This window comes from Sphingomonas citri (genome assembly GCF_019429485.1).
GTDB classification, from domain to species: domain Bacteria; phylum Pseudomonadota; class Alphaproteobacteria; order Sphingomonadales; family Sphingomonadaceae; genus Sphingomonas; species Sphingomonas citri.
Genome location: NZ_JAHXZN010000001.1, coordinates 775,056 through 797,120 on the forward strand (window position 1 = coordinate 775,056; position 22,065 = coordinate 797,120).

General features: G+C 69.6%; 17 protein-coding genes. 5 read left to right on the plus strand and 12 right to left on the minus strand.

Annotation, left to right across the window (positions count from 1 at the left end; translation table 11 throughout):
- Window positions 1–54 precede the first annotated feature (54 nt).
- The gene (locus KZ820_RS03790) at window positions 55–1,014 is read right to left on the minus strand and encodes a cupin domain-containing protein (RefSeq protein ID WP_219747316.1); all 960 of its coding nucleotides are present in this window, start codon (window positions 1,012–1,014) and stop codon (window positions 55–57) included.
- Between the two features lie 26 nt (window positions 1,015–1,040).
- On the minus strand, window positions 1,041–2,354 hold the full coding sequence (locus KZ820_RS03795) for an MFS transporter (RefSeq protein ID WP_219747317.1): 1,314 nt from the start codon (window positions 2,352–2,354) through the stop codon (window positions 1,041–1,043).
- Window positions 2,355–2,471: 117 nt separating this feature from the next.
- Here KZ820_RS03795 and KZ820_RS03800 point away from each other — a divergent pair, with 117 nt between their 5' ends.
- The 3 genes from KZ820_RS03800 to KZ820_RS03810 are packed head-to-tail and all read left to right on the plus strand — an operon-like array spanning window position 2,472 to window position 4,803.
- Window positions 2,472–3,365: a cupin domain-containing protein gene (locus KZ820_RS03800; RefSeq protein WP_308462116.1), complete on the plus strand. Its 894-nt coding sequence runs from the start codon at window positions 2,472–2,474 to the stop codon at window positions 3,363–3,365.
- Window positions 3,366–3,385: 20 nt separating this feature from the next.
- On the plus strand, window positions 3,386–3,802 hold the full coding sequence (locus tag KZ820_RS03805) for a hypothetical protein (RefSeq protein ID WP_219747318.1): 417 nt from the start codon (window positions 3,386–3,388) through the stop codon (window positions 3,800–3,802).
- A gap of 2 nt (window positions 3,803–3,804) precedes the next feature.
- Window positions 3,805–4,803, plus strand: coding sequence for an SMP-30/gluconolactonase/LRE family protein (locus KZ820_RS03810; RefSeq protein WP_258047718.1), 999 nt, complete (start codon window positions 3,805–3,807; stop codon window positions 4,801–4,803).
- A 214-nt stretch (window positions 4,804–5,017) separates the two neighbouring features.
- Here KZ820_RS03810 and KZ820_RS03815 read toward each other — a convergent pair whose 3' ends face one another.
- On the minus strand, window positions 5,018–5,359 hold the full coding sequence (locus tag KZ820_RS03815; protein WP_258047719.1) for a hypothetical protein: 342 nt from the start codon (window positions 5,357–5,359) through the stop codon (window positions 5,018–5,020).
- An 11-nt stretch (window positions 5,360–5,370) separates the two neighbouring features.
- Window positions 5,371–7,299 carry an outer membrane protein assembly factor BamB family protein gene (locus KZ820_RS03820; protein WP_219747320.1) on the minus strand — a complete coding sequence of 643 codons (1,929 nt, stop codon included), beginning with the start codon at window positions 7,297–7,299 and terminating at the stop codon, window positions 5,371–5,373.
- A gap of 157 nt (window positions 7,300–7,456) precedes the next feature.
- Here KZ820_RS03820 and KZ820_RS03825 point away from each other — a divergent pair, with 157 nt between their 5' ends.
- Both KZ820_RS03825 and KZ820_RS03830 read left to right on the plus strand, forming a co-directional pair.
- Window positions 7,457–8,644, plus strand: coding sequence for a CaiB/BaiF CoA transferase family protein (locus tag KZ820_RS03825; protein WP_219747321.1), 1,188 nt, complete (start codon window positions 7,457–7,459; stop codon window positions 8,642–8,644).
- The gene (locus tag KZ820_RS03830) at window positions 8,641–9,417 is read left to right on the plus strand and encodes an enoyl-CoA hydratase (protein ID WP_219747322.1); all 777 of its coding nucleotides are present in this window, start codon (window positions 8,641–8,643) and stop codon (window positions 9,415–9,417) included. Before KZ820_RS03825 ends, KZ820_RS03830 begins: the two co-directional genes overlap by 4 nt.
- 44 nt (window positions 9,418–9,461) lie before the next feature.
- Here the strand turns inward: KZ820_RS03830 and KZ820_RS03835 are convergent, their stop codons facing one another.
- From KZ820_RS03835 to KZ820_RS03870, 8 genes are all read right to left on the minus strand, one after another.
- Window positions 9,462–9,911, minus strand: coding sequence for a c-type cytochrome (locus KZ820_RS03835; protein ID WP_258047720.1), 450 nt, complete (start codon window positions 9,909–9,911; stop codon window positions 9,462–9,464).
- Window positions 9,911–12,022: an outer membrane protein assembly factor BamB family protein gene (locus KZ820_RS03840; RefSeq protein WP_219747323.1), complete on the minus strand. Its 2,112-nt coding sequence runs from the start codon at window positions 12,020–12,022 to the stop codon at window positions 9,911–9,913. The genes KZ820_RS03835 and KZ820_RS03840 overlap by 1 nt, the downstream gene beginning before the upstream one ends.
- Entirely contained in the window at window positions 12,019–13,485 is a 1,467-nt protein-coding gene (locus KZ820_RS03845; RefSeq protein ID WP_258047721.1) for an NAD-dependent succinate-semialdehyde dehydrogenase, read from the minus strand. Before KZ820_RS03845 ends, KZ820_RS03840 begins: the two co-directional genes overlap by 4 nt.
- A 17-nt stretch (window positions 13,486–13,502) precedes the next feature.
- Window positions 13,503–14,747, minus strand: coding sequence for an iron-containing alcohol dehydrogenase (locus KZ820_RS03850; RefSeq protein ID WP_219747325.1), 1,245 nt, complete (start codon window positions 14,745–14,747; stop codon window positions 13,503–13,505).
- Window positions 14,748–14,764: 17 nt separating this feature from the next.
- A complete protein-coding gene (locus tag KZ820_RS03855; RefSeq protein ID WP_219747326.1) occupies window positions 14,765–16,087 on the minus strand; it encodes an MFS transporter in 1,323 nt (440 codons plus the stop codon).
- Complete coding sequence (locus KZ820_RS03860) at window positions 16,084–17,451, minus strand: amidohydrolase family protein (RefSeq protein ID WP_219747327.1); 1,368 nt, start codon at window positions 17,449–17,451, stop codon at window positions 16,084–16,086. The genes KZ820_RS03855 and KZ820_RS03860 overlap by 4 nt, the downstream gene beginning before the upstream one ends.
- A 125-nt stretch (window positions 17,452–17,576) precedes the next feature.
- Window positions 17,577–18,293, minus strand: a complete 717-nt coding sequence (locus KZ820_RS03865; protein WP_258047722.1) for a GntR family transcriptional regulator — start codon at window positions 18,291–18,293, stop codon at window positions 17,577–17,579.
- Between the two features lie 450 nt (window positions 18,294–18,743).
- Complete coding sequence (locus tag KZ820_RS03870; RefSeq protein ID WP_219748089.1) at window positions 18,744–21,764, minus strand: TonB-dependent receptor plug domain-containing protein; 3,021 nt, start codon at window positions 21,762–21,764, stop codon at window positions 18,744–18,746.
- Window positions 21,765–22,065: the final 301 nt, after the last annotated feature.

Below are 22,065 nucleotides of genomic sequence, written 5' to 3' on the forward strand. Positions count from 1 at the left end.
GGCTTAAGCCCGGGATGACGGCTTCGACGAGCGTGTGACGACGCAGCCCGAACTCTACTGCCGGCCGCGCGACTCGACGCTATAGCCGTGCAGTCCCATCGGATAGGGATTCACCGCCACGCGCGTCCCCATCTGCCCCGCCGGGCCGCCGAAGCTGGCGCGGTGCCAACGGCCCTGTTTGGCGGTCAGCACGTCGCCGGGGGCAGCCGCCTTGATCAGCGGTTCGCCCTCGATCTGGAGGTCGACGTTGCCCTCCATCACGAACCAGAACTCGTCGTAGCCGACGTGGAAGTGGCCGAGGTTGGAGGATGGCGGCGTCGGCGTGGCGCGACCGCGGATGTTGTTCACGAAAAGGTGCTGCGTGGCGACGAAGGCGGTGGCGCGCGCGCCGCCCTGGACCACGTCCTTGTAGTAATCGAGGTACAAGGGATTGATCTCGTCGGGCGTGCCCGCCCCGCCCGATGCCAGCCGCCGCTCATAGTGGAAGCCGGCGACGTCGCGCGGCCGCTCGGTGGTGCTCGCCACCGGATAGAGCCGCATGTCCGTCGCGGCATGGATCTCGAACCACAAGGCCGGCTGGTCGCCGACGGTCTCGAGCGTGAAGGGGACGCGCAGCGGCACGTCGACCTCGAAGCCCTTGCTCGCGACGAAGCTCGGCTGCCCCGCGATGGCGACGCGCAGCTGCCCGCTCCATACGATGATCGCGGTGCGATTGTCCGAGTAGGCCATCTCGGTCGTCCGCTTGCCGGCTCCCTGTTGGTGCCAGTCGGCGACGAGATCGCGGTTGCGCACGATCGGCTGCGACCAGTCGCTGGCGCCGCGATGGAGCGCGAGCACGTCGGCGAGCTTCCACCACGGCCGATTGGGCGAGTCATAGGCGGCGAAGGGCGTCTTCTTGGGCACCCACATCTCGACCGGCGCGGGCGGCGCCGGGCGCGGCGCCTGCGCGGTGAGTACCAGCGCCGCGGCGGCCGCCGCGGCGACGCGCGCGCGGCGTCGAGTCAGATGGATCATGGTCGCTCCCTTCCTCTGTCGTGTCATTAAGCCGCGGCGACCGCGGTATCTTGGCGCGGCGCACGCTCGGCGCCGATCAGCCGGCGCGGGTCGACGATCGCCCAGGCGGCGATGCCGAGCACCACCACCGCCGCACCCGTGCCGAACGCCGCGGCCCAGCCGTAGCGCGCCGCGATCCACGGCGTCAGCGAGGCGGTGAGCGCGCCGCCGACCTGACAGCCGACGTTCATCAGCCCCGACACCACGCCGGTGTGACGCCCCGCGATGTCCGCGGTGACCGACCAGAAGGAGCTCTGCGACAGGTAGATCGCACCCCCGCCCAGCGCGAGCGTCAGCACCGCAAGCGGTGCGCTGTCGACCTGCGAGCCGACCAGCAGGAACAAGGCGGTCAGCGCGAAGGACAGCATCGCCAGTCCCGAACGCCCCCAGTAGAGACCGTGGCGACGCGATATCGCGTCGTTGATCACGCCGCCGGCGAGGCAGCCGACCGTCATCGCCAAGAACGGCGCCATGCCGAAGAGAGCGCTCGACTTCAGATCCAGTCCGCGTGCCTCGGCGAGATAGATGAAGAACCAGCTAAAGAAGATCCAGATCACGTAGCCGAACGCGAAATAGCTGAGGAACAAGCCCCACACCGCGCGGCTCGTCAGGATCGCGCGCCACGGGATCGGACCGGCGGCGCCCTCGGGCTCGCCGGGCAGCCCGGACTCGATGTGCGCGAGCTCGGCCGCGTTCACCGCGATATGGTCCTGCGGCCGGTCGCGTGCGATGGCGAACCACACGATCGCCGCGGCGAGGCCGATCAGCGCGCAGACGTAGAAGGAGGCGCGCCAGCCGCCATAAGCGATGACCGCGCTGATCAGCGGCGGGGTCAGCCCCGAGCCCGCGCCGACGCCCGCGAAGATCAGGCCGTTGGCCTTGCCGCGCTCCTGTGCCGGTACCCAGCGCGAGACGAACTGATTGCCCGAGGGATAGACCGCCGCCTCGCCGATGCCGAGCCCGAAGCGGACCAGCATCAGCAGCGTGATCGCGTGCGCGCTGCCGGGCGGCACCCAGGCGGTGGCGACGCTGAACACGCCCCACCACAGCAGAGCGAGCGTCAGCAGCCGGCGCGGCCCGATGCGGGCGGCGAGCCATCCCGCCGGCACCTGGAACGCAGCATAGCCGATCAGGAAGGCGCTGAAGACCCAGCCGAGCCGAATTTGGTCGATCTCATACTCCTGCCGCATCTGCACGCCGGCGACGGAGATATTGGTGCGATCGAGGAAGGCGATCGCGCTGATGACGAACAGCATCGCGACCAGCTTCACCCGGACGTTGCTCCGCCCCGCTCCCGTCATCACCGCTCTCCCGGACGCGCGGCCTTGTCACCGCATTATATCCTATATGATTCTGTGTAGAGCCGATGTAAGCGTGCGTAAAGCCCGGCGAAGTCGGGCGCGAGAAAGGGAGAGAGGGTGAAAGCGACCAGATCGCTCGCACGCCGTGCGATGCTACTCACGCTGGCGCTGGCCGGCTCCGCGACCGCGCAGCAGGCGCCCGCGCCGCGGCCGCTGGCGGAGCGCGTCGGCCACACCGATCCGGCCCGCTACCGTCAGCTCGCCAAGGTGCACGACGGCGCCGGGACCATGGCCTTCGCGCCGCTGCTCGGTGCCGACGCGCTCTCGACCAACCTGATCTTCGTCCACCGCGGCGTGATCTCGCCGCACAGCGGGATCGGTCAGCACTTCCACCACCAGTGCGAGGAGATGTTCGTCATCCTCGACGGCGAGGCGCAGTTCACCGTGGATGGCCGCACCGCCACGATCGCCGGACCAGCGGCGGTGCCCGACCGCATGGGCCACGCGCACGCGCTGTACAACGCCTCCGACCGGCCGGTGCAGTGGCTCAACATCAACGTCGGCCAGACGAAGCGCTACGACAATCTCGACCTCGGCGACTCGCGCGAGGGCGCGACGCTCGACCGCGTCGCGCAGTTCGCCGCGGTGAGGTTCGATCGCGATAGGCTCAAGCCGCAGGGCGCGGTCCGCACGCGCCGGCTGCTGGGGCCCGAGGTCTTCACCACGCCCTGGGCATTCGTCGACCATGTGCTGGTACCCCCCGGCGCCGCGCTCGACGGCGCCGCCGCGCCGGGCATCAGCGAGATGGTCTATGTCATCGCCGGCGCGGGCGAGGCGCGGGTCGCGGGCGAGCAGGCGCCGCTGCGCGCCGGCGACGCGCTACCGGTCGAGGTCGGCGCCGCGCGTACGCTGCGCGCCACCGGTGCCGCGCCGCTCGAGCTGATGGTGGTCGGCGTGGCGCGCGATCTCGCCGCCAAGGCCGCCTACGCCGCCTCGCTTCCCTCACGCTGATCCTCGGAAAGGACCTGCCGATGCAACGCCGCTCGCTCCTGCAACTGATCGCCGCAATAGGGGCCGGCTCGACCGTGCCAGCCGCCGCGCGTGCCGCCGCGCCGATGCGCAAGCCGATCGTGCTCTACTGCGATCTCGCGGTCGACCCCGCGCGCGAGCAGGAGATGCTCGACGCCTTCCACCAGCATTTCCTCCCCGCGGCGCAGAGCTTCCGCGGTCGCGGCTTCATCGACCTCAAGATGCTCAAACTCCGCAGCGTGATCCAGGGCCAGCCGACGCCGCCCGCCGGGGTGAACTATCGCTTCCAGCTCACCTATGAGAGCGAGGAGCAGCGACAGGTGTGGATCCGCTCGGACGTGCACCAGCGCAACTGGCCGCTGATCGAGCGCACCGTGCTCAACCGCGACTATCTCGTCCTGCTGACCGACGCGGTATGAGCATGCGGACCGCCCCCCTGCTCGCGGCCGCGCTGCTCGCACCGCTCGCGCTCCTCGCCCCCGCCGCCGCCCAAGAGACGGGTCCGCGGGTCGAGCGGCTCGATCCCGCGCTCGACTCGCTGATCGCGCCGGGCACGGCGGTCGAGCGGATCGCGACCGGCTTCGGCTTCACCGAGGGTCCGCTGTGGCACGACGGCCGGCTGTGGTTCTCCGACGTCAGCGGCGACACGCTGCGCGCGGTCGACCCGGCCGGCCGTGTCGAGGAGCTGATCGGCAATGCCGGCGGCCTCCCCAACCCGCCCGCAGGCAAGAGCATCGGCCCCAACGGGATGGTGTCCGACCGCGACGGTAGCGTGCTGATGGCGCAGATGGGCGCTCGCCGCATCGTGCGCGTGGATGCGAACCGCCGCGTCACGCCGGTGATCACCGACTACCGCGGCAAGCGGCTCAACAGCCCCAACGACCTCGTCTTCGCCGCCGATGGCGCGCTGTGGTTCACCGACCCGCCGTTCGGGCTGTACAACGGCATGGACAGCGATCCCGCCAAGCAGCTGCCGTACAACGCCGTGTTCCGCTACGCCGGTGGCGAACTGACACCGGTGATCACCGACCTGAAGCTTCCCAACGGCATCGGCTTCTCGCCGGACGGACGCACCTTGTACGTCACCGATTACGGGCCGCCGGGCATGATCTACGCCTACGATGTCGGACGCGGCGGGACGATCTCTCGGCGGCGTGTGCTGATCAGCTTTCCCGCGGGCGGGGCCGGCGGCGCCGATGGTCTCAAGGTCGATCGCCGCGGCAACGTCTGGGCGACCGGGCCGGGCGGCATCCGCGTGATCTCGCCCGCTGGGAAGGTACTCGGCCGTGTCGTACTGCCCGAGGCCGCCGCCAACCTCGCCTTCGCGGGTGACGGGCACACGCTGTACATCACGGCGTCGACCAGCGTTTACCGGCTGCGGACCGCGGTGGCGGGGATGCTGCCGCGCTACGCTCGGTAGTAGGTGGCGATCGCCTCGCCCACACCGTCTCGCGCCCTCGCCACGCCCTGCCCAGCGTCATCCTGAGCTCGTCTCAGGATCCACTGTTCCGCAAGCGGCGTGGCACCTGAGTGTGCGGACGGGTGGATCCTGAAACGAGTCCAGGATGACGCTGGGCGGGGCTCGGCTGAGCATCGACTCCGAACGCGGGTGCGCTCCGGCTCAGACGTCCCCCTCAATGCCCCGTCGCGCCGGCCTTCTTGTCCGTCGCCAAGTTCGCCACGAGATAGTCGCTCATCACCTTCTGCTCCTCGGGCGAGAGCTCCGCACCGCGATCGATCATCGACTGCACCAGCGCTGGCCACTCGGCCGCGGTCTTGTGCGCGGTGAAGACCTGGTTGGTGGTGTGACAGAAGCCACAACGCTCGTTGATCAGGTCCAGCCCGGGGCCCGCCGCGGGCGCAGCGGCCGGCGCGGCGGGCTGCTGCGCCGCCAGCGCCACCGCGCCGAGCAGCGCGGTACCGGCGAAGGCGGCGCAACCCGCGGCGAGGCGGACGATCGGGTCGATACGCGTCATGGCAGGCATCCTCAGCGGACGGCGAAGGCGACAACTTGGTCGCTGGTCGCGGGTTGGAAGGCGAAGCCGCCGGTCGCCACCGCGGCGACCATCTGGCGACCGTCGGCGGCCTGATAGGTCATCGGCGTGCCGTAGTTGGAGGCGGGCAACGGCGCGGACCACAGCAGCGCGCCGCTCTTCGTCTCAAAGGCGCGGATCGTGGCGTCGCGCGTCGCGCCGATGAAGGTCAGCCCGCTGGCAGTGGTGATCGGTCCACCCGCGCTGATCACGCCATTCGCGCCGAAGGCGGGATCGTCGTTCGTGCCCAGCACCTTTCGCCACGCCACGGCGCCGGTGTCGACGTTCACCGCGACCAGCTCGCCCCATGGCCCCTTCTGGCACGGCAGGCCGGTCTCCTTGTCCTGGAAATAGGCGTAGCCCGCCTTCATGCCCCAGCTGCCGTCGGGCTGCTGCGCGAGCTGCTGCGGGCTGGCGAGATTGTTGACGTTGACGACGTACAGCCCGCTCTTCGGGTCGAACGCGCCCCCGCCCCAGTCGACCCCGCCGAGGCTGCCGGGGAAGAAATTGACCGCGCTGTCGGCGCGCAGCGGCTGGAACGGCTTGCTCGGCGCGACGGTGAGATCGGCCACCAGCTTCTCGCACGCGGCGCGCAGCGCTGGCGGCCCCTCGACGAGATCGGTAGCGGCATAGCTCAGCCGCGCCAGCGGCGGCGGCGTGACCGGCATCGGCTGGGTCGGCCAGGGCTGCTCGCCGGGGATGTCGGTGTCGGTCGGGACTGGCACCTCGCGCACGTCGTACAGCGGCTTGCCGGTGACGCGGTCGAGGATGAACATCATCGCGGTCTTGTTCATCACCGCGATCGCGGGGATCGTGCGGCCGCGGCGGCGCACCTCGATGAGCGTCGCGCTGGGCAGGTCGACGTCCCAGATGTCGTGGTGGACGGTCTGGAAGTGCCAGAGGTACTTGCCCGTCGCCGCCTCCACCGCGACGATGGAGTTGCCGTAGAGGTTCTGCCCCTTGCGATCCCCGCCCCAGCGATCGAACGTCGGCGCGCCGACGGGCAGATAGGCGATGCCGCGCTTGTCGTCGACGAGCACGAAGGTCCAGACGTTCGTGCCCGAGCGCTTCTGCCAGCTGTCGCCCTCCCAGGTGCCGAAATTGGGCTCGCCCGGCTGCGGGATGGTGTGGAAGGTCCAGAGCAATTTGCCGGTGCGCGCGTCCCAGCCGCGCACGTCGCCGGCGGCACCTTTCACGGGCATCTCCTGCACGCGCGAGCCCGTGATGATGACGTCGCGGTAGATCGCGGGCGGGCTGCTCATGCCGAGCGGCGCGCGCGTGCCGTTCATCACCTCGGGCGTCTTCATGTCGACCGCGCCCGCGGTGCCGAAGCCGGCGGCGGGCTGACCGGTGGCGGCGTCGAGCGCGATCAGCTTGCCGCTGCGCGTGCCGAAGACGATCCGCGCGCCGATCCCCTTGCCGCCAGGCCAGTAAGCGACGCCGCGGGTAGAGGGCTGATCGTTGCCGGGCAGCTGGAATACCCAGCGCTCGGCCCCGGTCGCGGCGTCGAGCGCGACGACGCGCTTGTAGGGCGTGGCGAGATACATGATCCCTTTGACCACCAGGGGCGTCGCCTCGGAGGCCGAGAAGCCGGTGCGGAACTTGGCGGGAACGCTGTCGGGCATCGGGATCGTCTCGCCCGTCGTGCCCGCGGGGCGCATGTGATAGGTCCACACCTGCCGCAGCTTGGCAACGTTCACGGGCGTGATCTCGGTCAGCGGCGAGTGGCGCGCGTGGCTCTCGTCGCGGCCGTAGCCCTGCCAGTCGCCCTTGGCCTGGGCGAGCAGCGGCGCGCCCGCGCCCGACGCCAGCGCCACCGCCGCGACCAGCAGCGTCCCCGCCTGCCCGACGCGCCTCTCAGCGCGCTTGATCCTGCTCGCCACGCTTCACTCTCCCGTTCGGCGACGTTGCGTTCCGCACCGGGCGGCCACAACGTTGTCCTGTCATTTCAACGGTGCTAGCAAGCCGCTCGATCCTATACAATATGATCTGTGGCGGATCGGCGCGGGTTGAGACCGCACGACGCGTGAGGAGAGAGACATGCCGGACTTGCCACTGAAGGGCCTGAGAGTGCTCGACATCTCCCAGGTGATGGCGGGACCGTTCTGCTGCATGCTGCTCGGCGACATGGGCGCGGACGTGATCAAGATCGAACCGCCCCGCACCGGCGATTCGACCCGCCATTCGATGGGCTTCCGGCTCAAGGGCGAGGACAGCCCGGGCTTCCTCGCGCTCAACCGCAACAAGCGCAGCATCACGCTCGACCTGAAGGACGAGGCCGACCGCGCGGTGCTCTACGCCTTGGTGCAGACCGCGGACATCGTGGTGGAGAACGCGCGCCCCGGCGTCGCGAAGCGGCTCGGCATCGACTATGACACGCTTTCCGCGCTCAACCCGCGGCTGATCTACGCCAGCATCTCCGGCTTCGGCCAGACCGGGCCCTGGGCGCAGCGCCCCGGCTTCGACCTGATCGCGCAGGCGATGTCGGGCGTGCTCAGCTCGAACGGCTTCCCCGGCATGGAGCCGGCCAAGAACTCGATCGCGGTGGCCGACCTCGGCGCGGGGCTGTTCTCGGTCTACGGCATCCTCAGCGCGGTGATCGGGCGGCAGGCGTCGGGCGAGGGGCAATATATTGACGCGTCGCTGCTCGAGGCCGCGATGGGGCTCTCGATCTGGGAAACGACCGAATATTGGGGCACCGGCCGTGCGCCGACGCCGATCGGCTCGGCCAACCGCATGTCGGCACCCTATCAGGCGGTGCACGCGTCGGACGATTGGTTCGTGATCGGCGCGGCGAACCAGGGATTGTGGCTCAAGCTGCTCCAGGTGATCGGCCGACCCGAGCTGCAGGACGACGAGCGCTACGCCACCAACGCCGCGCGCGTGGCGAACCGCGAGCTGCTGATCGACGATCTCGCGCCGACCTTCGTGACGCGTACCAGCCAGGAGTGGATCGACGCGCTGCTCGCCGCCGGCGTGCCCGCCGCGCCGATCCTCGACTATGGGGAGGCGGTGGCGAGCGAGCAGGCAGTCGCGCGCGACATGGTGATGCAGGTGCCGCATCCGGTCGAGGGCGAGTTCCGCGCGCTCGGCTTTCCCGTCAAGATGCGCGGGACGCCGCAGGAAGTGCGCCTGCCCCCGCCCCTGCTCAACGAGCATGACGCCGAGATCCGCCGCGAGCTGGCCGAGCGCGGGCTGCTCCCCGCGGCGACCGAGGCGGTGGCGTGAGCGGGATCGTCGTCACGCGTGACGGTGACGCGGTCCATGTCCGCTTCGACAACCCTGCCGCGCACAACGCGCTGACCGGCACGATGTGGCTGGCGCTGCGCGACGCCGCGCGCGCGGTCGCGGACGATCCCAGCGTGCGCGTGGTGACCTTCCGCGGCACCGGCGGGAAGGCGTTCATCTCGGGCACCGACATCACCAAGTTCGCGGACTACGCCGAGGGGGCGCAGGGCGTCGCCTACGAACGCGAGATCGACGAGTGTATGGGCGCGATCGACGCCTTGCCCTGCACGACGATAGCGGTGGTGGAAGGCTGGGCGGTCGGCGGCGGGCTCAACATCAGCTCGGCGTGCGACTTCCGCGTGGCGACGCCTGACGCGCGCTTCGGCTCGCCGATCGGGCGGACGATCGGCAACTGCCTCTCCGCCGCGAGCCTGGCGCGGATCGGCGGCGCGGTGGGCGTGGCGGTGGCGCGGCGGATGGTGCTGCTCGGCGAGATCGTCGCGGCGGAGGAGCTCCGCGCGAGCGGCTTCCTGCTCAAGGTGGTGGAGCGCGACGCGCTCGACGCCGAGGTGGCGGCGCTGTGCGCACGCGCCGCGGAGAACGCGCCGCTGACCACGCGGGTGACGAAGGAGACGCTGCGGCGGATGACCTTCGACGGCCTGCCCGCGATCGAGCCGCTGATCGAGCAGGTGTACGGCAGCGCCGATTTCCGGCGCGGCGTCGCGGATTTCCTCGCGAAGACCAAGCGCGTGCCGGCGTGGACGGGGCAGTGAGGGCGGTCTGAGATCCTCCCCGCTCGCGGGGAGGATTTAGCGCCCTATCCCACGGGTTTCGGCGCGATCATGATCCCGGCCGCCATCGGCTGGCTCGGCGGCAGCGGCAGCTTGCCCGCGGGGAAACCGTTGACCTCGAAGATATAGGCCTGGATGTCGGCGACGGTCTTGCCGGGCAGGCTGCCGGGCGCGCTCAGCGGCATCGTCGTCTTGATCCGCGAGAACAGGTCGCCCGCCGAGGTGCCGTTCCAGTTGTTGAGGAAGCCGCCCCCGACCAGCGCGGGCGCGACGTCGATCCCCGCGAGCGTGTCGCCGTGGCAGGCGGCGCAATTCTCCGCATAGGCCACCTTGCCTCGCGCGGCCTGCTCCGCGGTGTAGACGCCGTTCCAGACATCGCGCTGCCCGCCCTGCGCCCGCACCACCACCGCGCTGCCGAGCGTCAGCGCCGCCGCGCCGAGCGCCCAGAGGCCATATCGCGTCGTTCGCTCCATCATCACGCTACTCCCGGCAGTCGGTAGGCGACCAGCTCCGCGCTGGCGTTGCCGCCGCCCGTGGCGACGACGATATATTGCCGCCCCTTCAGACGATAGGTCATCGGCGAGCCGCTCTGCGGCGCGGTCATGTACACCGCGCCTTTCTCCTCGCCCGTGGCCTTGTCATAGGCGCGCAGCATCGCGCCGCGGATGCCGTACTCGTTGGTGTAGAAGCCCGCCTCGCCGCAGATCACCAGCGTCTTGGTCACCAGCGGGCCGAGATTGCCGGCGCGGCCCGTGCGCGGGATCTTTAGCCCCTTCAGCGCGGGATGGTTGCGCACATTGTCAGGCGTCTCGCCGTGCGCGACCTGCCAGGCGAGGTCCCCCTTGCTCAGGTCGATCGCGGTGATCCGTCCATAGGGCGGCTTGAGCAACGGCAGGCCGTCGACGGCGAGGAAACCCGGCGGAGGTCCCTTGGAGGCACCGGCGGGCTTGCCACCCGCCGGGGCGCCCGCGGGCGGCGCCTCCATATTGGGCATCCTCGGCCTGGTCGAGCCCATCGCCGGCATCGCGCGCGCCTCGCGGCCGGCCACGCCATGCACCTGCGGGAACTCGGACACCTCGGGGTCGGCGTTGGGCACGATCCCCATCAGCGAGGGCTGCGTCTTCGAATAGACGTAGACCATGTGCGTCTCGGGGTCGTAGCAGCCGCCCGGCCAATTGGTCCCGCCCTGGACACCCGGCGCCGAGATCGTACCCCAGCGGCCCGGCTTGCTCACCGTCGGCGGGGTGAAGAGCGGGCCGATCTTGTACGACTTCACGAACTCCACCGCCTTGGTCCGGAGCGCCGGGGTGAAGTCGATGAGGTCGTCCTCGGTGACGCCCTGCACGTCATAGGCGGGCGGTTTGGACGGGACCGGCTGAGTCGGGCTGTACCATTCGCCGGGCACGTCGCCGCGCTCGACCTTGCGTTCGACGATCGGCCAGATCGGCTTCCCCGTCTCGCGGTCGAGCACGTACAGGAAGGCCTGCTTGGTCGGCTGCGCGAGCGCCTTGACGGTGCGCCCGTTCACCGGGATGTCGCACAGGATCGGTGCACACGGAATGTCGCGATCCCACAGCCCGTGATGCACCATCTGATAATGCCAGCGGCGCTGCCCGGTCTCAAGGTCGAGCGCCACCAGCGACTCGCCGAACAACGCGTTTCCACGGCGGAACATGCCCATCTCGTCGCCGGTCGGCAGCTCGACCGGGACGTACACGAGCCCGAGCTCCTCGTCCGCGGACATCTCGGCCCAGGCCCCGGCGTTGCCGGCCTCGTCGGCGTCACCGTTGAGCCAGGTGTCGTAGCCGAACTCGCCCTCGCGCGGGATGGTGTGGAAGATCCACTTGCGCTTGCCCGTGCGCACGTCGAAGCCGCGGATATAGCCCTTCACGTTCTTGCGCACCGCCGGCACGTCGCCCGCGGTGTGCGCCGCGCCGACCACCACCGTGTCGCGCGCCACCATCGGCGTGGCGTGAAGGCCGACGTCGGCGGTGTCGACGTCGAGCTCCTGGTCGAAGTCCTTCTTGAGATCGACGATGCCGTTGGTGCCGAAATTGGGATCGGGGATGCCCGTGTTGGCGTCGAGCGAGACCAGCTGATAGCCGATCGTGACATAGAGGATCCGCTCCATCGTGCCGTCGGTCCAATAGGACACGCCATGGCCGGAGAGCTGGCGCGGCGAGTTGAGCGCGCGCTGGCCCTCGTCCACCCGGTGCATCCACAGCAGCTCGCCCGTCGCCGCGTCGAGCGCGACGCAATCGCGGCGCGAGCCGGCGGGGAGGAACAGCCGGCCCTTCACCAGCAGCGGGGTGGGCTCGAACTGATATTCCTTGCGCGCGCCGAACACGTCGGTCTTGACGCTCCAGGCGATCTCGAGGTCGTTGAAATTGTCGGCGTTGATCTGGTCGAGCGGCGAGTAGCGCGTGTTGGCCTTGTCCGCGGCGTAGCTGCGCCACTCGGTGTCGGGCGGCGGCGCGTCCGCGTCCTGCATCGGCGCCGCCAGCGCCGCCGGGTCGATCGCGAGCACCAACGCCGAGGCGGCGGTGCCCGCCAGCAGGTGGCGTCGGGTGAGACCGGGCGCGCTCACCACGTCACCGCGATGTACTTCGCCTCGCAATATTCGAGCAGGCCATGGTGCGACCCCTCGCGACCCAGCCCGCTCTGCTTCATGCCGCCGAACGGCGCGGCGGCGTCCGACACCAGCCCGCGGTTGACCGCGACCATGCCGCACTCGATCCGCTCGGCCACTGCCAGCGCGCGCTTGAGGTCGCCCGAATAGACATAGGCGGCAAGGCCATATTCGGTGTCGTTGGCGAGCGCGACTGCCTCGTCGGCGGTGTCGAACGCGGTCACCGCCGCGACGGGGCCGAACACCTCTTCGCGCAGGATCTCGGAGCCGGGCTTCACGTCCGCGATCACCGAGGGCGGGTAGAAATAGCCGTCGCCCGCCGGGGTCTCGCCACCCAGCTCGACGCGCGCGCCCTTGCCCACCGCGTCGACGACGAGCCGCTCGATCTTGTCGACCGCCTTGCGGTTGATCATCGGGCCGCACTGGGTGGCGGGATCGGTGCCGGCGCCGACCTTCAGCGCGCCCATGCGCTCGACCAATCTGGCCACGAAAGCGTCGTGGATGCCGCGCTGGACGTACAGCCGGTTGGCGGCGGTGCAGGCTTCGCCGGCGTTGCGCATCTTGGCGACCATTGCGCCCTCGATCGCGGCGTCGAGGTCGGCGTCGTCGAACACCACGAAGGGGGCGTTGCCGCCGAGCTCCATCGACGCGCTGATCACCTGGTCCGCCGCCTCGCGCAGCAGCACGCGACCGACCTGGGTCGAGCCGGTGAAGGAGAGCTTGCGCACGCGCGGATCGTGCAGGATCGCGCTGCACACTGGGCCAGGCTGGCTGGTGGTGACGACGTTGACCACCCCCGCGGGTACGCCGGCGCGGCGCATGATCTCGGCCACCGCCAAGGCGGTCAGCGGGGTTTCCGACGCGGGCTTGAGGATGCAGGTGCAGCCTGCCGCGAGCGCCGGCGCGATCTTGCGCGTCGCCATCGCCGCGGGGAAGTTCCACGGCGTGATCAGCAGCGCGATGCCGATCGGCTGGTACTGCACCATGATGCGGTTGCCGCCCGCGGGCGACGTCGCCAGCTCGCCGGGGATGCGCACCGCTTCCTCGGCGTACCAGCGGAAGAACTCGGCGGCATAGGCCACCTCGCCGCGCGCGTCGGGCAGCGCCTTGCCGTTCTCGAGCGAGATCAGCTGCGCCAACCATTCCTGCTGCGCCATCATCGCATGGAAACAGGCGAGCAGCACGTCGGCGCGCTTGCGCGGCGCGGTCGCGGCCCATTCCGCCGCGGCGGCGGCGGCGGCGTCGACCGCGGCGATCCCCTCCGCCACCGCGGCGTCGGCGACCTCGGTGAGCGTCGCGCCGGTGGCGGGATCGTCGACCGCGATGGTCGCGCCGCTCGCGGCGGCGGTCCAGCGCTCGCCGATCAGCAGGCCGGTGGGAATGGCGAACGGGCCGTCGCCCGGCGGGGTGTAGCTGGTCATCGGAGGCGTCCCGTGCATCAGGCGTGGAGGAGCGTGGCGCGGTCGCCCGCGAAGGCGGCGCGCGTGATGGTCTGCATCGCTGCCAGATCGAGCGGCCGCGGGTTATTCTTGATCAGCCGCGCCGCGTTGAGCGAATATTCCGCGACATGGTCCTGTTGGTCGGCGCGCAGCCCGAGGTCGGCGAGCGAGCGCGGGATGGCGATCCGCTGGAACAAGGCGTCGACCGCGTCGATGAACGCCTGCGCGCGCTCGGGCGGCGTCGCGCCCGCGATCCCGACCAGCTCGGCGAGCTCGGCGAAGCCGTCGGCGCAGGCGGGGCGGTTGAACTGCATGACATAGGGCAGCAGCGTCGCCACGCCCTGCCCGTGCGCGGTGTGCGTGAGGTTGCCGACGGGATATTGCAGCGCGTGCGCCGCCGCGGTGCCCGCGGTGCCGAAGGCGCAGCCCGCCGCGAGTGACGCGAGCATCACGCCCTCGCGTGCCTCGATGTCGCTGCCGTTCACCACGGCGCGCTCGAGGTAGCGGAACACGTTGGTCACCGCCAGCTTGGCGAAATGGTCGGAGAGCACGTTCTTGCCGACGAAGACGTGCTGCTCGGTCAGCATCGCGTCGATCGGGCGCGCCAGCGTCGTATAGGCTTCCACCGCATGGGTCAGTGCGTCGGCGCCGGAGAAAGCGGTGAGCGCGGGCGGACAGGTGACGGTCAGCTCGGGGTCGCAGATCGCCACCTGCGCGATCAGGTGCGGGCTGGCGATGCCGACCTTGGCGCCGCGCTCCTCGTCGGCGACGACGGCGACGGGGGTCGCCTCCGAGCCGGTGCCCGAGGTGGTCGGGACGGCGACCAGCGGCATCACCGGGCCGGGCACCGCGAACTCGCCGTAGTAATCGCGCACGCTCCCGCCATGGGCGAGCAGCACCGCCGCCACCTTGGCAAGGTCGAGCGAGCTGCCCCCGCCGACGCCGATCACCACGTCCGCGTCGTAGCCGCTCGCCGCGGCGACGCAGGCGTCGATCGAGCGCAGCGGCAGGTCGGGCACGGTGCCGTCGAACACGCGCGTCTCCACCCCGTGCGCGGCGAGGTCGGCGAGCATCGCGGCGAACTCAGGTTGCGCGGCCTGGCGCTCGTCGGTGCAGAGCAGCGCGCGCTTGCCGAGCCGCGCTGTGGCCGAGCCGAGCGCGGCACGCTGCCCGCGCCCGAACAGGATGGAACGCGGCAGGCGCGCCGCGCCGAACAGGGCGGGCGCGGTCGGGTCGGACGTCATCGAAGTGTCTCCAGGGGTCATGCCGCGGCGACCGCGTCGGCGGTGGCGAGCCGCCGCGACGCGTCGATCCGCAGGAAGAGAAGAGCGGCGATCGCGCAGAGCACCGCGAGCACCATGAAGGCGGGAAACCAGCCGCTGACCGTGACGATATAGCCCGTCACCGCGGCGGCGATCGCCGCGCCGAGATTGCCCAGCGTGTTCATCACCGCCGAGACCGAGCCCGCGAACTCGCCGCCGATGTCGAGCGTCACCGCCCAGGAAACGCCGACGGTCAGCTCGAGCCCGAACACCGCGACGCAGAAACAGATGATGCTGGCGACGGGCGCGTCGATCGCGGCGGCGAGCGGCATCATCACCGCGGCGGTGACGAAGCCGACCACCGCGACGACGCGCCGCGCCATCTTCAACCCGGCACCGCGCTTGACCAGCAAATCCGAGGTCCACCCGCCGGCGAGATCGCCCACCACCCCCGCCATCAGCGGCAGGCTGGCGAACAGCCCCATGACCGCGAGATCGTAGCCGCGGGCATCGTGGAGATACTTCGGGAACCAGGTCAGGAAGATGTTGATGCAATAGGCGTAGCAGAAATACATCGCCGACAGCGTCCACAGCTGCGGCTGGCGCAGCAGCCGGCGCCACGGCACCTTGGCGCGCGCCGGCCCTGTGCCGAGCGCCTCCTCGATCATCGCGCGCTCGGTCGCGTTCACGCCGCGATGCTCGCGCGGCGTGTCGCGATAATAGACGAACCAGCAGAACGCCCAGACGAGACCGACGCCGGCGAAGAGCAGGAACGGCATGCGCCAGCCGAAGTCGACGATCAGCAGCGCCACGAACACCGGGGTCACCGCGCCGCCGAGCCGGGCGCCGGCGTGGGTGAGCCCCTGCGCCCAGCCGCGCTCGGCGGGCAGCATCCAGCGCGACAGCGAGCGCGTCGCGATCGGAAACGCCCCCGCCTCGCCCATGCCGAACAGGAAGCGACACACCATCATCGATCCAGCCGACCAGGTCAGCGCGGTCGCCGCGGTGAAGGTCGACCACCACACCACCACGCCGGTCAGCGCGCGGCGTGGCCCGAAGCGGTCGCCGAGCCAGCCCCCGGGGATCTGGAACAGCGCATAGGCGAACTGGAAGGCGGCGAAGATCCAGCCCATCGTGACGAGCGAGAAGCCATATTCCTTCTGGATCGACGGCGCCGCGGTCGCGATCACCACGCGGTCCATATAGGTGATCAGATAGGCCAGCACGGTGAGCCACAGCACCGCGTGACGCACCCGCGTCGGGCGCAGCGCTCCCTCGCCCGCTGCCGGTACCGGCTCCGCCAGCGTGCTCGCGGGGATCACGGCTTGGCCGTGCCGCACGCGTCGGCGGCGCGGCCGACGCAGGTCTGCCAGATCGTCGGCACCTTGCGCCCGGCGACATAGACCGCGTTGATCGCGCGCGTGTTGCGGATGTCGAGCGTCGGGTCGCGATCGAGCACGAGCAGGTCGGCCCATTTGCCCGGCTTCAGCACCCCGCTCTCGTTCTCGCGCAGGAAGCTGGCGTTGGTGCCGGTCGCGGCGGTGAGCGCCTGGAGCGGGGTAAGCCCCGCCTTGACCATCAGCTCCAGCTCCCAGTGCGCGAAATAGCCGGGGAAGCGAGCGGTCGGCCCGCTGTCCGTCCCCATGCCGTAGCGCACCCCCGCCATCGCCTCGGCGGCGAGGCTGGCCATCGCGTTGCGCAGCACGGGCGGATATTTGGGGAAGAGCGGTGACGCGGCGAGCTTCTGCTGGCGCTCCTGGCTCTTCAGCGTGGCGATCGTCGCGGGCGCGACTCCGCGCGAGAAGAAGGGCTCGTCGACGAAGGGCAGCAGCGTGTAGGTGAAGCTCGCTTCGCGGCTGAGCGTCGAGGCGAGCTGCCACGTGCCGCGCCGCTTCATCGCGGCTGTCAGCGCCGGGTCGGCGACCCGGTCGCGCACCTGGTGCATGAAGACGTCGACGCCCTCGCGCGTCAGCTCCGCGGCGTTGTCGTAGTAGAAGATGTGCGCCGCCGCCTTCTTGTTCGCGGCGTGGGCGGCGTCGATCACCGCTTTGCTCACCTCATAGGGCATGCGCTTGGCGACGGTGCCGAACTCGTCGTCCATCCACAATTTGACGAAATCGTCGCCCTTGGCGGTCTCGCGCTGGACCATCGCGGTCGCCTCGGCCGGCGTCGCCACCGATTGCTCCAGCCCCGGCACGCCGCCGTAGCTGCCCTTGTACACCACCCCGCGTCCGGCGGTGTAGGCGCGCGCCACGTCGATCCGCCCGGCGCGGCGCTGATCGGCGATCACCTGGTGGATCAGGTCGCCGTCGGTGCCGAGCGTGTAGACCGAGGTGACGCCATAGGCCGCGTACAGCTTGAGCTGTGCCTCGACGTTGGCGCGATCATAATATTTGGGGAAGCTCTGGTCGACGCCGTCGACCAGCCCGAGGTGGACGTGACTGTCGATCAGGCCCGGCATGAGGAACTTGCCGCGAAGATCTTCGACCGTGGCGTCGCTCCGCTTCGGTCGCGCCGCCGAGGCACCAACCCAGGTGATGCGCCCGTCGGTCATGACCAAGGCCTGGTCGGGGCGCGGCGCGCTACCGGTGCCGTCGAACAGCGTGACATGGTCGAGCACCACCGTCTCCGCCGCGGCCCCGCCGCCGAGACACAGCGCAGCTACCGCGACGCCGACGCGAGCCATCGCCCGCGAGCGACCTGGGCGAAACCGCCGCATCGCACTCCCCTCCATGTCATATCCTATATGATCTGACTAAGTAGGGGGGGCTGGACTGTCAAGCGCCGGAACGTCGCGCCAGTCGAATGTTCTCAGGTGCTTGGCGTACCTTCCGCAAGCACGTCGTCCATCCGCTGCTGCGAGCATAAGAGATGATGGCGTACCGCCTGCTCGGCCGCAGCGGGATCGTGCGCTACCAACGCGTCGATGATGGCGCGATGCTCGCGCGCGGCCTCGTGCGGCGCGTTGGTGGCATAGAGCGCGCGGAAGATATGGAGATGCGCGTGGAGCCGCTCGATCGTGTCCGCGATCAGGCGGTTTCCGCTGGCGGTCGCGATCAGCCGGTGAAGCGCGGCATCGGCCTCAGCGAAGCGCGAGTAAGCGCGCGCGTCCCCGTCCGCGACGCCCGACATGTCGCGGTCGATCGCGCGCAAGGTCGCGATGGCCTCGTCGGTCATCGCCTCGGCGGCTCGCGCGGCGGCATAGGGCTCGATCAGCTGGCGCAGCGTGTAGAGATCGCGCACCTCGTGCCGCGTCATCTGCGGGCTGGCGCGGTAGCCGACGTTCGGCATCTTGTAGACCAGCTTCTCGGCCTCGAGCTGGCTCATCGCCTCGCGCACCGGCGTCTGCGAGATGCCGAGCTGGCGCGCGACGGTGTCGATCGCGATCCGCTCGCCCGGCGCGATCTTGAGGCTCATCAGCATGTCGAGCAGATGGTCGTACGCGCGCTCCACCATCGTCGGCCCAGGCGCAGGGCGCGCCGCGCGCGCGTGGGTCGGGGCGGTGCTGGTCGTGTCAAGGTGCCGCAAGTGAGTTCGCCGGTCCATGGGAGGTATGGACCCGATCATATAGGGTTTATACGATCAACGTAAGATGCTGTGCTTGGGCAGCTGTATCCGCGCGACCTTATGATCGAGCGTGCGGGCGTTCGCTGTGGATCGAGCGTGCCGCGCTCTCCTGGTCGATAGAAAGCTGCAGACCAACGGTCCTGGAGGTTGTGAGACCTTGGCGGACTTCCCGCAACGCTTCCCCTCTTCCGTCATCCCGGACTTGTTCCGGGAACCACGCCTCCGCGAGAACAACGCGCCGTCGGTTTGCGGCACGGCGGATCCCCGACCAAGTCCGGGATGACGGTGAATAGGCGAAGGCCCGAATACCTCCGGGATGACGGAGAAGGCGCGAATGCCCACTACTCCGGGGGTGGCGGAGAATGTCGCAGATGCCCGTGCGTCTGGATGACGCACGGGTCGACGCCACCATCATAAGCTGAAGCGCACCCCCAGACGATAGGTCCGTCCCAGCACGTCGTACAGCGCCGGGTTGACGAAGAAGGGCGACTTGGCGGGATCGCGATTGAAGAGGTTGTCGACCTTGGCATAGGCCGTGACCGCCTCGGTGATGTTATAGGTCCCGCCGATGTCCATGTAGAACGCGCCCGGCATGAAGTTCTGGTCGATCGTCGGGCGCTGCGGCGTCGACTCCGGGCAGGTGCCCGGGGCGCATTCGATATATTGGTGGCCCAGCACACCGTCGCTGAACCAGCGCTCCTGCACCAGCAGCGAGAAGTCGTCGGTCTCGTAGGTCTGCACCGCCAGCCACTTCCAGTCGGGCGTGTTGCCGGTGTTCACGCCCGCCGTATCGTTGGGGATCGTGCCGGTAAGACCGGTGTCGGTGACGAACTTGCTGATATGCGTCGCCAGCGCGCGCACGGTGAACCGGCCCGGCAGCCCCAGCGGCCGCTGCCAGCGGTAGCTCGCCTCGATGTCGAAGCCCGACGTGTCGATCGACGCCAGGTTGAATGCCTGGACGTTGATGAAATTGGGGCCGGCCTGGTTGTTCAGGTTGAACGCGCTGCACGTCTCGGGGAGGACATTGCGGAAGCACAGGTTGACGATGTCACCCGCGCCGAGGCTCGAGATCACGTCGGTGATCCTGAGCTTGTACCAGTCGAACGACAGGCTCAGCCCCGGCGCCCAGCTCGATCCCGAGAAGGAGATGCCCGCGGTGGTGTTGCGGGCGATCTCCGGCGTCAGGTTCGGGTTTCCGATCGTGTTCTGGATCGCGAGCACGTTGACGTTGCGGAACGGGTCAAAGAAGTTCGGCTGTGTCGTCGTCACCGGCGCGGCGAACAGCTCGGACAGGTTGGGCGCGCGCACGTCGCGCGAGGTCACGCCGCGCAGGCGGAAGCCGTCGATCGGCAGGTCCCAGGTACCGCCGACCTTCCACGCCCAGACCGTACCCGAGGTGCTGTAGTCGGTGACGCGCGCCGCGCCGTTGACGCTGGCACGACCGACCGAGTCGCCGTTGAGCAGCGGCACGTCGACCTCGACGAACGCCTCCTTCACGCTATAGGCGCCGGTGCCGTTCTTGTAGTTGCCGGCATACCAGTTGTTGCCCCCGGGCAGCTGGACCGGATCGAACGGATAGATCGAGTCGTACGGCTGGTTCTCGATACCCGCGCCATAAGGGTCGGCGGTGACCTTGTAGAACTCGTGCCGGAACTCGCCGCCGAACGCGAGCGACACCGGCCCGGCCCAGGAGCTGAACGGCGAGCCCGAGAAGTTGAGGCTGGCGACGTCCTGCGTCTGGCGCGTGCGCTGCCGCGGGCCATTGGCGGGCATGACATAGTCGAGCGCCTGCTGCGACGGGTTGCCGCCGAAGACGTTGAGCGGCTGGCAACCCGCGGCGCGCGCGACCGGATTGGCGCAGACGATCGCGCCGTCGAGCGTCGTGGCGTTGATCGCGTTGTTGAAGCGGTTGGTCAGCAGGATGTTGTCGACGTCGATCTTGGTACGGTTGGTGCCGTGCTCGACGTAGATATCGTAGCTCCAGTCCGATCCGAACACCGGCTGGCGTCCTTTGGCGCCGACCACGAAGCGATACTGGCGCCGATCGGTATGGACCTGGGTGTTGCCCAGCGCGGCGTTGCTGGTGCCGAACTGGAATTGCGTGATCCCCGCCGTGGCGCAGGCCGCCTTGACCTGCGCGGGGACATAGGGATTGGCGCACTGGATCGTCAGCGCCGGGCGGTTCTGCCCGCCGACAGGCTGGTTGTTGGTCTTAACCTGCGCGATGTTCGAGGTGACGTAGATCTCGCTGTTGGGCGCGAAGTCGAAGCCGATTCGACCGTAGCTGTTGATACGCTCCAGCCCCGACAGCAGCGAGCGTCCGGCGTCGACGTTGCCGGAGAGATCCCCGCCCTGGCAGAACCCGGCGAAACAGCCGATCACCGCCCCCGACGACGTCCGCGACGGCACGCCGTTCGACCCGTACTGGAATTGGAACGGGCTGCCCGACTGGTCGAAGGCGATACCCTGCAGCGGCCCAGCGGTGATCAGGCCGTATTTGGCGAAGGTGATCGACTGGGCATAGTCGCGCAACACGTACTGCGGCGAGCCGTCGTTGGTGACGTTGCGGTTGACCAGCGTCGTCTGCTTGAACCAGTCGCGACCGCCGGCGAGCCCGATGCCGAACTCGCCGCCGCCGACGCCCTCGTCGCGCGCATATTCGGTGCTGCCGACGATGTGGAGCCGGTCGTCGAGCAGGCTGGTGCCGGCGGCGAGCTGGACGAGCACCTGCTCGTTGTCGCCATAATCGGTGATGCCGCCCTGGACGTTGCCCTTCACGCCCTTGAAGCGCGTGTCGGTGATGAAGTTGACCACGCCACCGACCGCGTCCGAACCATAGGACGCGGAGGCGCCGCCGTTGACCACATCGACCCGCTTGATCAGCAGCTGCGGGAATTGGCTGACGTCGGGCACGCCGGTGACGTTGGCGCCGACGACGCGCTGGCCATCGATCAGCGTCAGCGTGCGGATCGCGCCCACGCCGCGCAGCGAGAAGGAGCTCAGCCCCTGTGCGCCGCTCGAGGTGCTGAAGGTGTTGACGCTGGTGCCGCTCGAGCCCTGAAGCGACGGCAGCTGCGCGATCGTGGTGAAGACGTTGGGCTGCGCGTTGGCCGCGATCGCGCCGGAATCGATCACCGTCGTCGGCGTCGGTGCGGTGAAGCCTCCCGTGGTGATGCGTGATCCGGTGACGATGATGTCCTGCGCGGCGGCATCGCGCGCGCCCACGCTGTCCTGGTCCGACTGGGCGGTGGAACCTGCGGTGGTATCGAGCTGTGGCGGCACCTCGGACGGCGTCGTCGCGGCGCCTGCTTCCTGCCCGGCCGGCGTCGACTGCGCCGCGGCGACCGCGGGCAGCGCGATCGCGGTGACCAGCGCGGCGAAGGCCACGCCAGCCCGCATTCCGGCGCGGCGTGCGCTCGTGGTGGCTCTCATCATCGTCCCCTCCTCCAAGAGTTTGTGTCGTTGATCTCTGATCGGCAGCAGTGTGCGGCAGCCGGCTCCGCCATGAGCCGCACTCATCCGCAACGTCGTGGTAGAGTTCGGGTGCTCGCGGGAAGTGCTCTCCCGGCAGTCTTCATCGACCCCCGCTCCGGCGCTCACCCAGCACTTCGCAACGAAAGCTTTCCCCATCGCCGCGACGATGGTGCGTCACCCTCCTCCTCTCACACGTTCTACCATCGCTGGCGAACATACCTCTCCGATCAGCGGATCGATTCGGCAGCGAACGGCGAAC